Source organism: Sorangium sp. So ce302 (genome assembly GCF_051530145.1).
Lineage (GTDB): Bacteria > Myxococcota_A > Polyangia > Polyangiales > Polyangiaceae > Sorangium > Sorangium cellulosum_B.
The window spans coordinates 7,565,958-7,580,689 of record NZ_CP150326.1; the positions used below are offsets into that span (position 1 = coordinate 7,565,958).

Here is a 14,732-nt window from a genome sequence, read left to right on the forward strand (position 1 = left end):
CAGCGCCGTCGCCGGCCGCGCCGCCGCCGCTCTCACCTGCGCCGCCGGAGCCCCGATCCCGCCTCACCTGCAGCGCACGGCCGCGCGGACGGGCGGATCTCGCCGTCCTCCCCTCTGGATCTCTCGCCCGAGCTGAGCGACGCTCTCGCCCGCAGCATCCCGCTCCCGCCGACGGAGCCATGGAGAAAGCGCTCATGAACCGGACACTCATTGCACTACCCCTCGCGCTGTCGTCGCTGCTCGCCGCGGGCTGCGGCCACTCCGAGCAGGAGTGGAAGTCGCAGCTCGACAAGTACAACCAGCTCCAGAACCGGAGCCAGAAGAGGGAGGCCGAGCTCGAGAAGGAGCTCGCCGACGCGAAGCAGCGCGTCGAGGAGCTCGAGAAGAAGCTCGCGGACCAGGGCGCCGACATCTCGAAGATGAGCTCGACACTGGAGGACCGCGAGAAGGCGCTGGCCGAGTACAAGGCGCGCGCGAAGCAGCTCGAGGCGATCCAGGCGCGGTTCGACCTGCTCCGGAAGAAGCTCGAGGAGCTCGTCAAGCTCGGCCTGGAGGTCCAGGTCCGCAGGAACCGGATGGTCATCTCGCTGCCCGGAGACGTCCTGTTCGACTCGGGCAAGGAAACGCTGAGCAAGGAGGGCCAGCAGATCCTGAAGAAGATCTCGGACGTCATCCGGGGCGACAAGTCGCTCGTGGACCGCGACTACCAGGTCGCCGGGCACACCGACAGCCAGCCGTACAAGAGCGGCCCGTTCCAGGACAACTGGGGGCTGTCGCTGATGCGCGCCCGGGCCGTGCTGCTGTTCCTGATCGGCAAGGAGGGCCAGCTGCCGACGAGGCACTGGAGCGCGGCAGGGTTCGCGGACACGGACCCGATAGCGAACAACAACACACCGGCCGGCAAGCAGAAGAACAGGCGCTGCGACCTGATCGTGATGCCGGACGTCGACGAAATGCTCGACCTGACGAAGCTCGCCACGAAGTAAGCGCCGGCAAGCGAGGGGCCCGTGGCGCCGACAGCGGCGTGCCGCTTCGTGCACCACGGGCTCAGCCGCCGAGCCACTGCCGCGCGAGCTCGAGCGTGCGGGCGTTGTCCGGCACGTCGCGGAGGAAGCGCTCGCGCCAGGCCGGCTCGCTGAGCTGCTCGGCGCGCGCGAGCAGCGCCGTCCTGGCCGACGCGATCGCGACCTCGGCCTCGGCGCGCCTCCCGCTCGCGGCGAGCGCCTCGACATAGGCCAGGCGGACGAGCGACTCGCCCTCTTCCAGCGTGCCGAACTCCGAGAGCCGCGCGCTCGCCTCGGCGGCAGCCCGGATCGCCTCGTCGGTGCGCCCGAGCCCGAGCAGCGCGCGCGCGAGGAGGGAGAAGGCCTGCACGCAGAGCGTCGGCGCGCTCTCGAAGAGCGCGATGGCCGCGCGCGCCTCGCGCTCGGCGGCCTCGAAATCGCCCATGGCGAGGGCGATCTTCGCCAGGTAGCAGCGAGCGAAGAGCTCCGTGCGCACCATGCCCGCCCCCTGGCTCGACGCGACCGCCTCCTCGGCGAGCGCCCGCCCCTCGGCGAGCTGACCACGGTACCCGAGCGCGTGCGCGAGGTTGGCCTGCACAGAGACCTTCAGCTCGTCCAGGTGCATCCGGTCGGCCGCCTCCATGGCTGCCCGCAACATCGACTGGGCCATCTCGAAGTCGCCGAGCTCCGTGCACACGGAGCCCAGGCTCGCCCGGGCGCTGAGCGCGTTGCGACGATCGCCAGCCTGCTCGAAGGCGAGCAACGCGGCTTCCTGGCTGGCGGCGCAGGAGCCCAGGTCGCCTCTGCACATCTCATGGGCCGCGCGCGCGTCGTGGAGGTGCGCGACCACCTCGATATCCGTCGTCTCCGCGCTCGCGAGGGCGCGCTGGACCACATCGAGCAGCGCGGCGCCTTCGGCGTACCGCCCCCCCAGCGACAGCGCGCTCGCGCCCGCGGACAGGCAGCGGTGCTTTGCGTCCTGCGCGTCGCCGGAGGCGGCCACGCCCACCGCCTCGGTCGTCCAGCGTTCAACCTCGTCCAGCCGCCCCAGCTTGGACGTGGCCCATACCAGGGGGATGATGGCCGAGAACCACGCGGCCGAGCCGCGCTCCACCAGGCCCAGCGCCTCGCTCCCCCGCTCCGCGGAGAGCGCGAGATCGCCGCGCCACACATGAGCCTCCGCCTGGACCCAGCGGAGCCTGCCGGCGGCGTCCCCGGCCGCGCCGCAGCCGAGACCCCGGTCGGCCCGCGCGATCGCCGCGTCGAGATCGCCGCCGCGGAGCGCCTCCTCCGCCGCGCGCAGGTACGCCTCCGCCGCCCGCGCCGGCGCGCCGCCGAGCTCGAAGTGCTCCGCCAGCACCGTCGCGTCCGCCCCGCCAGCGCGGGCCAGCCAGTCGCCCGCAAGGCCGTGCCCGACGCGGCGGTCGCGCTCGGTCAGCATGCCGTAGGCCGCCTCCCGCACCAGCGCGTGCCGGAACTCGTATTCCACCTCGCCCGCGATCCGCGCCTCGCGCCGCCGCACCAACAGCTCCCGCCGCCCCAGCTCCGCGAGCGGCTGCGCCACCGGCGCGCCGCCCACCAAGGCCGCGATGGCACCTTCCCACGACGTCTCGCCGAACACGCTCGCCGCGCGCAGCACCCGCCGCTCCTCCACGCCCAGCGCTTCCAGCCGCGCCTGCACCATCGCCAGCGCCGTCTCCGGCATCCCCTCGCCCCGCCCCTCGGCCACCGCGCGGATCTGCTCCTCCAGCACGAACGCGTTGCCCTCGGCGCGCGCCAGCAGCTCGTCCACCTGCGCCGCGCTCACGCCGTCGCCCAGCACCTCCCGCACCAGCCGCTCGCTCGCGCGCCGGGGCAGCGCCGCGAGCCGCAGCCGAAGCCCGACCCGCTGGCGCCAGAGCTCCGGAAACAGCTCGTCCACCTCGGGGCGCGCCAGCGCCAGCACCAGCAGCGGCAGGTCCCTCGCGTGCTGGAGCGCCGCGTCGATCAGCCGCACCGTCGGCAGGTCGCCCCAGTGCAGATCCTCCAGCACCAGCAGCACCGGCTGCCGCTCGCACTCGGCCCGAACGAAGTCCTCGAACGCCTGGCGGATGCGGTCGCCCATCAGCACCGGGCTCTGGCGCGCCGCCTGCAGCTGCACATCGCCCTCGTCAGGGAAGGGCGCCCCCACCAGCTCGCCGAGGAACGCCGCCACGTGCGGCCCCTTGCTCCCGAGCCCGTCGAGCCGTTCTACCCGCGCCAGCACCTTGCTCCGCCGCACCTCCAGCGCCTCGCCGTCGAGCAGCCCCATGGCGCGGCGGAGCGCCTGGGCGAGCAAGCCGAACGCCGAGCCGGCCGCCATTGGATCGGCCCTGCCGATCCAGACCTCGGCGGCCTCGCGCTGCTCCTTGATGGCGCGCAGGAACTCCCAGGCGAGGCGCGACTTGCCCATGCCCGCGGCCCCAACGACGACCACCGCGCTCGCGGCGGGCTCGTCCAGGCAATGGCGCCACTCGGCCGCGAGCTGCGAGAGCTCTCGCTCGCGCCCCACGCACGGCGTCGGCTTCCCGAGCAGCCTCGGCACCGTGTCCGGCTCCTCCTTCCGGCCGCGCAGCCAGCATCCTCCGGGCCCCCGCGCCGTATCGAAGCGGCTCGCGAGCAGGCTCGCCGTCGCGCTGTCGAGCCGGATACCCCCGGACGGCGGGCCGTCGCGCCCCACGATCAGCTGGGCCACCCGATCGACCAGCTCACCGACAGGCAGCCTCCCCTCGATCTCCGCCAGCCCCGTCGCGACCGACATGGGCGCGCCGCCAACCACGGTCCGGAGCGCGAGCGCGCAATGGGCCGCTCGCACCGCGAGGTCCGTCGGAGACTCGGCCCCCGACAGCGCGACGAGCAGCCACTTCGACTGCAGGAAATCGAGCCTCCCACCGTGGCGCGCCGCGATGTCCCGCAGCGCCTGGGCCTGCGCGACCCCATCGGCCTCCGCCAGCGTCGCGCCGGTCTCCTCGCTGCCATGGGCGGCCAGGATGACGCACATGACCCGCCGCTCCGACGTCGTGATCTCCTCGCCGGGCGCGCGTGGCGCCGCGACCGCGCTCCCTCCCGCGGCGAGCCCCTCGCCGGCGAAGACGGCCAGCTCCGCCGCGACGGCGGCGCCGTCGCGCGGCCGGTGCTCCGCCGACTTCGACAGCATCCGGGCTACGAGGCGCTCGAGCAGCTCGGGGATGCCGTCGCGCAGCTCCCCGAGCCGCGGCGGCTCTTCCAGCACGACCTTCACGAGAAGCGACAGCAGGTTGTCGCCCAGGAACGGCCGGCGCCCCGCGAGGCACTCGAACAGGATGCACCCGAGCGCGAACACATCCGCGCGGGCGTCCACCGGCGCCTCGCCGCTCGCCTGCTCGGGGGCCATGTACCCGGGCGTCCCAAGGATCGCTCCGGGCGCCGTCAGGCTCTGCGTGAGCCAGAGCTCGCGCGCGATGCCGAAGTCGAGCAGCGTCGCTCGCTCGACCGCGCCGCCCACCAGCATCAGGTTGCTCGGCTTCAGGTCGCGGTGGACGATGCCCTGCTGGTGGACCGCGCCCAGCGTCGTCGCCACCTGCGCCGCCAGCGTCACGCTCTCCGCCATCGAGAGCGGTCCTTGAGCGAGCCTCTGCTCCAGCGTCACGCCCTCCAGCCACTCCATCGCCAGGTACGGCTGTCCTGCGCCCGTCGTCCCGTGCGCCACGTACCGCACGACCCCTGGCAGCCGGAGCGTGACGAGCGCCTTCGCCTCCCGCGCGAACCGGCGCAGATCGCCCGCGCTCGCGCTGTGCAGCACCTTGAGCGCGACCGCCTCCCCCGACCGCCGGTCACGCGCGCGATAGACCTCCCCCATCCCGCCGGATCCGGCGAACCGCTCGATCTCGAACCGATCCTCGACCACGTCCAAATCGCGCATTGCGTCTGCGATGTCGTTCACACGGGCCTCCAGCGACGGCCCTCACCCGCTGGATCACGGTACCCTGTCAGGAGCCAAATGTAATCTACGCCACGATCACCCCTGCATGTGGCCGATCTCGGGCACCTGGATCGCAGAGCGACCACAATGCGCTCTGGTGCTCGGGCGCCCGGGGACATTCGCGACGACAGCGCGTTCCGGTGCCCGGGCACCGAGCTCCTGGCCCGCCGCGCAGGGCAGCGCGCGGCGTGATCTCAACCGCCGAGTCGGATCCGGAATGTCGAGGCAGGCTCGTGTCCGCACGCCGTTCCCGCCCGACAAGGCTCGACCTCGACGCGGTGCTCGCCGGGCTCGTGATCCTTGAGCGGCACACGGAGGCGCTGGACCTGGCCGCCCTTCCATGGCCCCGGCGCGAACACCTCGGGCCGCGCCGCCGGAGGCGCCTTATTGCCACGCATCCTATCTCATCGAGGTTCGACGCCGCCGGGCGAGCGCGACCGGCGTCGCCGCGCTGGCCACCCGGAGCCGCCGCCCTTAGGCTCACCGCCGCGATGCACCGCTGGTTCAACACGGCAGGCCCCTGCAATCCGGCCGATCACTACATGCTCCCGCCAGAGGAGCGCCTGCCCGGGGTGCGCGACCTCGTCGATCGCAAGGCTTACTTCGTCCTGCATGCGCCACGGCAGATCGGCAAGACGACCTCGCTGCGTACGCTCGCCCGGCATCTCACGGCCGAAGGGCGCTATGTGGCGGTCCTCGTCTCGGCGGAGATCGGCGCTCCCTTCCCCGACGACCCTGGCGCAGCCGAGCTCGCGATGCTCGCCGAATGGCGCGGCACCGCCGGCTCGCAGCTCCCGGCCGATCTGCGGCCGCCACCGTTCCCCGATGCCCCCCCCGGCCAGCGCATCGGAGCGGCCCTGCGCGCCTGGGCCAAGGCTGCGCCGCGTCCGCTCGTCGTCTTCCTCGATGAGGCCGACGCCCTGCGCGACGCGACGCTCGTCTCCCTGCTGCGCCAGATCCGCAGCGGCTATCCCGATCGCCCGAGTGACTTCCCGCACGCGCTCGCGCTCGTCGGCCTGCGCGATGTGCGCGACTACAAGGTCACGTCCGGCGGCAGCGACAGGCTCGGGACGTCGAGCCCCTTCAACATCAAGGTCGAGTCCCTCACCCTGCGCAACTTCACGCACGACGAGGTCGCGGCGCTCTACGCCCAGCACACGGCCGAAACCGGCCAGGTCTTCCGTCCGGACGCCGTGGACCGGGCCTTCGAGCTCACCCAGGGTCAGCCATGGCTCGTGAACGCGCTCGCCCGCCAGCTCGTCGATGTCCTGGTCAAGGATCGCGCGCTGCCCATCACGGCCGCGGACGTCGATCGCGCCAGGGAGATCCTCATCGAGCGGCAGGACACGCACCTCGACAGCCTGGTGGACCGGCTGCGCCAGCCGCGCATCCGCGCCGTGATCGAGCCCATGCTCGCCGGCACCACCCTCGGCGATGTGCCCGAAGACGACCGGCGCTTCGCGGTCGACCTGGGCCTCGTGCGCCGAACGGCGGAAGGCGGTCTCGTCATCGCCAACCCCATCTACCGCGAGATCATCGTCCGTGAGCTCGCGAGCGGGGTGCGCGACTCGCTGCCGCGCATCCCGGCGACCTGGCTCACTCAGGACGGCCGCCTCGACGCCGATCGCCTGCTCGACGCCTTTCTCTCCTTCTGGCGCCAGCACGGTGAGCCGCTGCTCAGGGCGGCGCCCTACCACGAGATCGCCCCGCACCTCGTGGTCATGGCCTTCCTCCACCGCGTCGTGAACGGCGGCGGCACCATCGATCGCGAGTACGCCATCGGCCGGGGCAGGATGGATCTCTGCGTCCGTTATGCGGGCGAAACGCTCGCGATCGAGCTCAAGGTCTGGCGCGACGGCCGCCCGGATCCCCTTGCCGAGGGGCTTGCCCAGCTGGACGAGTACCTCGCCGGGCTGGGGCTCCAGCGCGGATGGCTGATCCTCTTCGACCAGCGCGCGGGACAGCCCCCCATCGCCGAGCGCACGCGCCGCGAGCACGCGTTGACCCCTGCCGGTCGCGAGGTCGTCGTCATTCGCGCCTGAGCGCGCTCGTCGTTCAGGAGCTGTCCCGGGGCGCCCTCGGCGTGCCTTCCGGCCCGACGCCGGCCGCGCGGGGCCAGATGACGCGCACGGCACGCGCCGTGCGGCACGGCATCACGGGCAAAGGAACGCGTGAGGTGTCCTGACGAGTGCCTGGCATGTCCTGATGGGCACCCGCGTGTCCTGATGGGAGGCTGGCATGTCCTGATGGGCACCGGCGCGTCCTGATGGGAGGCTCGCGTGTCCTGATGGCCGCCGCGCATGTCCAGACGGCCGCGTAGTCAACGAGATCAACCCATCTCTCGGTGGAGAAACGAGGCCGACGCCATCGGGCGCGTGGCGCAGGGCATCCGCCGTCACCTCGCGGGAGCCCCTCCCCCCTTCAGCAAAGCCGTAGGCCCTCGTGGAGGGAGCGCGCAGCGCGGCGTGCTCCCTCCACGAGGGCCGGGCGACTACCTCGATCCGGGCTACTCCGTGGCCGCCGCAGCCTCCCCCGTCCCGGCCGCAGCCGCAGCCGTCACCTCCAGCTCGCAGCGCACCACCTGGACCTCGCCGTCCGCCAGCTCCGCCCGCTCCACGAGCTCGTGCGCCCCCGCCCGCACCGCCGCGAGCACGTCCCCCAGCGCCGGCTTCAGCCGCGCCAGCGTCGCCGCGTTCGCCCCCAGCGCCAGATCCGTCACCACGCGCCCCACGCTCGCGCCGAGCTCGCTCTTCCGCTTGTTGACCGCCGCCATCGCCGCAGCCGCCAGCTCCAGGAGCCCCGCGTCCGCCGGCGCCGCGACCTCCGCGAAATCCCCCGGCGCCGGCCACTTCGCCCGGTGGATCGACCGCTGCCCCGTCTCCTCCGCGTACACCCAGGCCCAGACCTCGTCGGTGATGTACGGGAGCACCGGCGCGAACAGCCGCAGCAGCACCGAGAGCCCGAGCCGCAGCGCAGCCACCGCCGAGCCCCGCGCCGCATCACCAGCGCCGCCCTCGCCGCGCGCCCGCGCCTTGGCCAGCTCCAGGTAAGCGTCGGTGAACCAGCGCCAGAAGAAATCCTCCGTCCGCTCGAGCGCCGCCGCGAACTCCTGCGCCTCGAACGAGCGCGTCGCGTCCGCCACCACCGCCGACAGCTTGTGCAAGAACGCCCGATCCAGCTCCTCGGAGACCGGATGGACCTCCGCAGACTGGCTGAGCACGTACTTGCCCGCATTCCAGATCTTCGTGACGAGGCGCTTGCCGATCTTCAGCACCTTCTCGTCAAACGCCGTGTCCGTGCCGAGCCGCGCGCTCGCCGACCAGTAGCGGACCGCGTCCGACGAGTAGTTGTCGAGCAGGTGCATCGGCGTCACGACATTGCCCTTGCTCTTCGACATCTTCTTGCGATCGGGGTCGAGGATCCACCCCGAGATCGCGATATGACGCCACGGCACCGACGCCTCGTGCAGCATCGCCTTCGCGATCGTGTAGAACGCCCACGTCCGGATGATGTCGTGCGCCTGCGGGCGCAGATCGGCCGGGAACAGCCGCGCGTGGCGCCCCTCGTCGAGCCCCCAGTGCGAGCTGATCTGCGGCGTGAGCGAGCTCGTGAACCACGTGTCGAACACGTCGGACTCCGCCGTGAAGCCGCCCGGCTTGTCCCGCTGAGACGCGTCGTACCCGGGCGGCACGTCGACCGTCGGATCGACCGGGAGCACCTCGCGCGTCGCGAGCAGCGGCCTACCGTGATCCGGGTTGCCCTCGGCGTCGAGCGGATACCAGACCGGGAACTGCACGCCGAAATACCGCTGGCGGCTGATGCACCAGTCGCCCTGGAGGCCCTCGGTCCAGTTGCGGTACCTGAGGCGCATGAAATCCGGGTGCCACTCGATCTTGTCGCCGAACTCGAGGAGCTTTTCCTTCTTGTCGGCGAGCCGGACGAACCACTGCCGCGTGGGCACGAACTCGAGCGGCTGATCGCCCTTCTCGAAGAACTTCACCGCCCGCTCGATCGGCTTCGGCTCGCCCCGCAGCGCCGGGCCTGCGCCGGGCGCCGCCGCGTGCTCCTCGCGGCGGAGGAGCTCGACGACGGCCGCGCGCGCCTGCTTCACCCCCTTGCCCTGGAGCGGCCCATAAGCCGCGTTCGCGGCGGCCGGATCGCGGCTCTCAAAGGCGCCCTCCCCGAACGTCACCGGGAGGAGTCGGCCGTTCTTGCCGAGCATCTGCCGGAGAGGGAGCTTCTGCTCCCGCCACCAGATCACGTCCGTCGCGTCGCCGAAGGTGCAGACCATCAGGATGCCCGTGCCCTTCTCGCGATCCACGAGCGTGCTCGGGAAGATGGGCACCGGCGCGCGGAAGATCGGCGTGAGCGCCGTCTTGCCGAAGAGGTGCTGATACCGCGGATCCTCGGGGTGCGCCGTCACGCCCACGCAGGCCGCCAGCAGCTCCGGGCGCGTCGTGGCGATGACGAGCTGCTCGCCCGTGCCCTCCACGGCGAACGCGATGTCGTGGAACGCGCCGGACTGCGGGCGATCCTCGACCTCCGCCTGCGCGACCGCGGTCTGGAAATCGACGTCCCACATCGTGGGCGCGAAGACCGAGTAGAGGTGGCCCTTCTCGTGCAAATCCAGGAACGACAGCTGCGCCGTCCTGCGGCAGTGATCATCGATGGTGGCATACTCGTACTGCCAGTCGACCGAGAGGCCCACCCGGCGGAAGAGCGCCTTGAAGACCTGCTCGTCCTCGCGCGTGACCTTGTGGCAGAGCTCGATGAAGTTCGGCCGCGACACGATGCGCGGCTGCTCCTTCTTGAGCGCCTCCGGCGCCGCCTGCGGCAGCGAGAGGCCGCGCTCGTACGGCGTGCGCACGTCCGTGCGGACGTGGAAATAGTTCTGCACGCGCCGCTCGGTGGGCAGGCCGTTGTCGTCCCAGCCCATGGGGTAGAAGATGTTGAAGCCGAGCATCCGGCGCTGCCGGACGATGACGTCCGTGTGCGTGTAGCTGAAGACGTGGCCGATGTGCAGCGAGCCCGAGGCGGTCGGCGGAGGCGTGTCGACCACGAAGGTCTCCTCGCGGGGGCGCGAGGGGTCATAACGGTACGTCCCGTCGGCCTCCCACGCGTCGGCCAGGCGCTGCTCGGCGACGGGCGAGTCGAAATGCTTCGGGAGCGTCGCTGGATCGATGGTGCGGAACGTCTTCTTGGTCGTCACGTGATCACCTGCAGAACTGACCCCGCAGGTACCGCCCGCGGGGGCGCGCATCCTACGTCGTACCCAGGGTAACGCTCAAGGCGCGCCGCGTCACCGGAGGGCGATCGGCGCTCGCGTCCGCCCGAGATCGGCGGCTCCTTCCTTGGAGAGGCCGGCGGCTCCGCCGCGGCGCTCGACGTGGACGCGCTCGCCGGGGCGGCGGCTCAGTCGTAGCGCTCGACGTGGACGTGCTTGCGGGGTACGCCGAGCTCGCCACGGGCGAGCTCGCGCACGAGCGAGACCATCCGATCGAGGCCGCAGATGAAGACGTGCGGGGCCGGATCCCCGCTCGCCCCGGCCAGCTCCCGGTAGAGCTCGGGCACGTGCGCCTGCACGTAGCCGCGGCGGCCCGACCAGGACGGGCCGCCGCGCGAGAGCGTGATCTCGTAGCGGATCCGGTCCGAGCCGCGCGCGAGCGCCTCGAGCTCGTCGCGGTAGATGATGTCCTCCTCGAAGCGCGCGCCGAACAGGATCCACAGGTGCGCGGCCACCCCGGCGCGCAGCGACGCGTGCAGCATGCTCCGGAGCGGCGTGACGCCGGTGCCGGTGGCGACGAACAGCGAGGGCGCAGGGCTCTCGGGATCGCGCGTGAAGAGCCCGTGCGGGCCGACGGCGCGGAGCGTCGCGCCGGGCTCCAGCCGGTGCAGGTACTCCGAGCCGGCCCCGCCCTCCACGCGGGTGACCGCCAGATCGAAGCGAGGCGAGCCGTCGGGGGCAGAGGCGATCGAGTAGGCGCGCTTCACCTCACCGCCCGGGAGCGGGAGGACGAGGTTGACCCATTGCCCGGCCTCGAACAGGAACTCCCTGCCGTCAGCGCGCTCGAACGAGAGCTCTCGCACGAAGGGGCTGAGAGGCCGGACGGCGACGAGGCGGGCTTCGAACGGTTCGGCTTGGATCATGATCGGGCCTCTGCAGGGCCACAGGCTGCTGGGCCGCGCGGGTGGCGAGGTCTTACCGCAGCCCTCGCCCTGGCCCAATCACGATCGGAGCCGTCAGCGCGCTGCCGGACGGCGTGGAGTCGCGGAAGTCTAGGCCTTCCGGCTCCACGCCGCCGGAGCGCACGGCCGGACCGCCGCCGTTCGCGGCGCTCCGGCGCCGGAGCGGCAGCGGATCTACCGCTGCACGCCCATGCGGCGGCGCTGCGGGATGTTCAGCGCCGGCCGGGAGCGATCCTGGTTCGGGAGCTTGCTCGGCGGGCGGGGCTCCCTGTGCGCGGGCTTCGGCGCCGGGGCATGCCCCGCCTGCGGCGGGCGCTGCTCGGGCGTCTTGGCCGAACCGAGCTGCAGTGCGCGCTCGGGGACATGCGCGGGTCGCTCCGTCATAGGATCCTCCATTCGATCACTCATCACCACGGCAGAAAGAGCACCAAGGCTGAACGAACCCTTCGAAGAACCAGCTCTCATACACCCTCCATTCATCGTACGACCCCGGATTGAAGGCACACCGATGCCGCGACGGACGCTGGCTCCGGACGCCGCCCAAAGGCCTCTCGACTGGCGCTCTCGCGCGATGGAACGCACCTCCACGCATCGCCGGGGCAGGGCGGTCCGCATCACCACACGCCCCCTGGCAAGGCGCCTCAGCGCCTCGCCGTCAGGAGAGATGGCGAGTCGGCCCGCCGCGCCACGAACCATCCGGCTCGGTGCTTCGCGCGAGCGGCCAGCGAGCGAGGGGCTGCGACCGCGAGGTCAACGACCTCCAGCGCATCGGACTCGTTCGCAGTTGGACCACGCTCCGTCCCCACGAGCACACGACCCACGCCCGCGCGGGGATTCCGCGGGCGGCCGTCGTGGCTGCTCACGCGCGGCGGCAGAGGGTCGCCGTGCCTACCTGGGCAACAGGCGCTTCCCCTTCGGGGCCGCGTGACGGAGCGGTGGTATCAGCAGGGAGTGTTCATGATTGACGCGGGCGACGCGTCGACAACAACGCTAGCACCGGAGCCAGAGATCGCCCAGCACTTTCTGCGTCTGTGGAGGAGAGCAGTGCGCGTGGTGATCTCGCGCTGTCCTCGCGGAGCGTTCGTGTCCTCCTTTTAGTTCCGCTTCCGCTTCTTCTCCGCCTCACGAGCCACAGGAGCGCGCGGGCGCGCCTGGGCGCCGAGCCGCAGCTCAGAACGCGATGCGCAGCCCCAGGCCAAGGGGGACCGCTCCAGGCGACGCGACGACGGCGCCCGGACCGACGAGGAGGCGCGCAGCGGCCAGCCCGCGCATATCGAGCCCTTTCCGCAGCACCCGCTTCTTGCCGATCACGTAGAGCGGCAGGCCGGCGCCAACGGCGGCCACGCCCCCGGCCGCCGTCGCCACGGCCACCGTGTACCCGTCGCGGTGCTTCGTGACGGCCTCGTCGTGGTTCGCGGTGATCAGCACGGCGCCGGTGACGACGGCGGCTGCTCCGAGGCTCGCGAGGACGATCCCCGAGACCATCATGACCGTGCTGTTCCGCTCGGTCGTCCGCTCCATGAAGTTGCGGAGCTCTCTCTTCGTCGCCTCGATCTCCAGCTCGATCTGGCGCCCTCGGGCGTCTCGCATGTCCTCGGAGTCAACAAAATCGTGGACGACGTCCGCCTCGTACTTGAGCGCCTCGATCCTCGCCTCGTACGCAGCGACCGTCGCCTCCCACATGGCCTGCGGCGGGAGCTCCTCCACGGCCGGCGCGGCTGGCGGCGCGGAGGGCGCGAGCTGCGGGGGCGGCGTCTGCGCGGCCGCGCTCGACGCGAGCACCGCGCCGGCAAGGGCGAGCGCCCACGCGACGAGGCGGCGGCGCACCGCGGCCGCGGAAGAAGTGGAGGACACGCGCGCCGGGGGCGCGGGGGGATGCGCGAAACGGGAATGGACTCGTCCCATCAGCGAGCGGCATACCTCAACCGTGGCGCAGGGACATCCGTCGCGTCCCGCTCGCCCGGCCTGCGCCCGCGATCGCGGCGCCCTCACCCCTCCCGCGGCCGGCCGCGGCGCTTGCTCCCCTCCCCGTCCCCGACCGGCCGCGCCTCGGCGGCCACGCGGAGCAGCTCCTGGAAGTGCCGCTCCACCGGGCCGAGGTCGATGCCATCCATGAACGAGGTGAACGCGAAATAGGGCAGCAGCGTCTGCCAGGCGCGAAGCCAGCCCGGCAGGTAGCGCGGCCGCTCCAGCACGCCGGCCGCGCGCAGCTCCGCCAGCACGGCGATGTCGTCGAGCGCGATCCGGCCGCAGACGAGCAGCTCCACCTCGTCGCGCAGGCCGCCGCGCAGGACCGCGGCCAGGAAGGCATAGACCTCGAGCAGGCCGGCCAGGTAGCAGGCGTCCTTCGTGAAGGGCGCGCCGCCCTCGACGAGCCCGCCGCGGCAGACGCGCTGGGCGTCGAAATAGGCGTCGCGGCGCCCGGCGCCGCGCTCGCGCAGGTACCTGTAGAGATCGAGGAAGCTCGCGCCCTGCTCGGCCATGTCCACGAGCCGCACCCGCTCGGCGAGCCGGGTGAGGCGGCCGATGGAGAGCGAGCGGCTGTACAGCTCGGCGAAGATCGCGAGCCCCTCCTGCGTGCGCGTGGTGCGGGGGCCGCCCGACCGCAGGAACGCGCACCGCGGCTGCGCCGCGCCGTTGTGCGCGGTGAGCGCGTGCGTCTCCACCTCGTGGTGCCACAGCCCCTCGGCCTCCCAGGACGCGAACGTGGCCTCCGGGCGGATGCGGACGCGGCTCATGCCCGCCACCACCTTGGCCGTGATCCGCGGGTCGAGCACGATCTCGATGTCGAGCGTCGGCGTCCGCGCTGCGACGCGGGCGGCGAGCAGCTCCCGGAGCGCGTCGGCGTCGAGCGGCTCCTCGTCGGGATCGCTGGCCTCGTCCCAGCCGTGGACGCGCAGGCGCGCGGTGAGGTGCTCGGCGAGGTCGATGTTGCGGACCTCGCCGCCGAAGAACCGCGAGCGCGCGCCGCCGTAGAGCGCCCGCGAGCGCTCGGAGAACTCGCGGGTCCCCGCGGCCTCGAGCAGCTCCGCGGCCTGGATCTGCGCGCGGACGTTGTCCCGCAGCCAGTCGAGCGCGGGCGCGTCGCCGTCGATCGATCCGAGCAACTCGCGCAGCTCGGCGATGCGCCGCGCGAGCCCGTCGCGATCCACGCGGCGCTCGACCTCGGGGAGGCGATCCTCGCCGGCGGCGAAGAAGCGCTCCTCGACCTCGCGAGGCCAGGCGATGTCCTCGAGCAGCCGGAGCGCCTTGCCCTCGGAGAGGCGGGCGCCGACCCGATCGAGCTGCTCCAGCACGGCGCGATCGATGCTCATGGCGCGATGCTCGCCCGGACCGCCGGGCGTGGGAAGCGGCCGGCGCGGGCGCTTGCGGCTCCGGCGCGGATCCGGGGCTGGAGCGCGACCGCGCCTGGCTCCGCGTTCCTCAGGAAGCGATCGGTCGGCTGCTCGGGCTGCCGGTGGCACCGGAGGGGTGAGCAAGCTTGGGCCGAACGTCGAGCCCGCCGCTCGGTCGGCTCGTTGCCGGAGCTCTGCCGCTCGCCAGCGCCCGCGGGCTCTGCTGAG

9 protein-coding genes are annotated in these 14,732 nt (G+C 72.5%); 2 read left to right on the plus strand and 7 right to left on the minus strand.

The annotated features are described in order from the left end of the window. The first annotated feature begins 194 nt into the window (after positions 1–194). On the plus strand, positions 195–986 hold the full coding sequence (locus tag WME73_RS28605; RefSeq protein WP_437739554.1) for an OmpA family protein: 792 nt from the start codon (positions 195–197) through the stop codon (positions 984–986). Between the two features lie 61 nt (positions 987–1,047). Here the strand turns inward: WME73_RS28605 and WME73_RS28610 are convergent, their stop codons facing one another. Continuing rightward, complete coding sequence (locus tag WME73_RS28610) at positions 1,048–4,923, minus strand: protein kinase domain-containing protein (RefSeq protein ID WP_437911584.1); 3,876 nt, start codon at positions 4,921–4,923, stop codon at positions 1,048–1,050. 254 nt (positions 4,924–5,177) lie between these two features. Continuing rightward, a complete protein-coding gene (locus WME73_RS28615) occupies positions 5,178–5,381 on the minus strand; it encodes a hypothetical protein (RefSeq protein ID WP_437739556.1) in 204 nt (67 codons plus the stop codon). A 93-nt stretch (positions 5,382–5,474) separates the two neighbouring features. On the opposite strand from WME73_RS28615, the gene WME73_RS28620 reads away from it, so the two are divergent. Further along, a complete protein-coding gene (locus tag WME73_RS28620; protein WP_437911585.1) occupies positions 5,475–7,025 on the plus strand; it encodes an ATP-binding protein in 1,551 nt (516 codons plus the stop codon). Between the two features lie 464 nt (positions 7,026–7,489). Here the strand turns inward: WME73_RS28620 and valS are convergent, their stop codons facing one another. From valS to WME73_RS28645, 5 genes are all read right to left on the minus strand, one after another. Next, positions 7,490–10,192: a valine--tRNA ligase gene (valS, locus tag WME73_RS28625; RefSeq protein ID WP_437911586.1), complete on the minus strand. Its 2,703-nt coding sequence runs from the start codon at positions 10,190–10,192 to the stop codon at positions 7,490–7,492. 203 nt (positions 10,193–10,395) lie between these two features. Further along, a complete protein-coding gene (locus WME73_RS28630; protein WP_437739559.1) occupies positions 10,396–11,130 on the minus strand; it encodes a ferredoxin--NADP reductase in 735 nt (244 codons plus the stop codon). Positions 11,131–11,343: 213 nt separating this feature from the next. Further along, entirely contained in the window at positions 11,344–11,553 is a 210-nt protein-coding gene (locus tag WME73_RS28635) for a hypothetical protein (protein WP_437911587.1), read from the minus strand. Positions 11,554–12,339: 786 nt separating this feature from the next. After that, positions 12,340–13,023, minus strand: coding sequence for a hypothetical protein (locus WME73_RS28640; RefSeq protein ID WP_437911588.1), 684 nt, complete (start codon positions 13,021–13,023; stop codon positions 12,340–12,342). Positions 13,024–13,157: 134 nt separating this feature from the next. After that, entirely contained in the window at positions 13,158–14,483 is a 1,326-nt protein-coding gene (locus tag WME73_RS28645) for a flavohemoglobin expression-modulating QEGLA motif protein (protein WP_437911589.1), read from the minus strand. Positions 14,484–14,732: the final 249 nt, after the last annotated feature.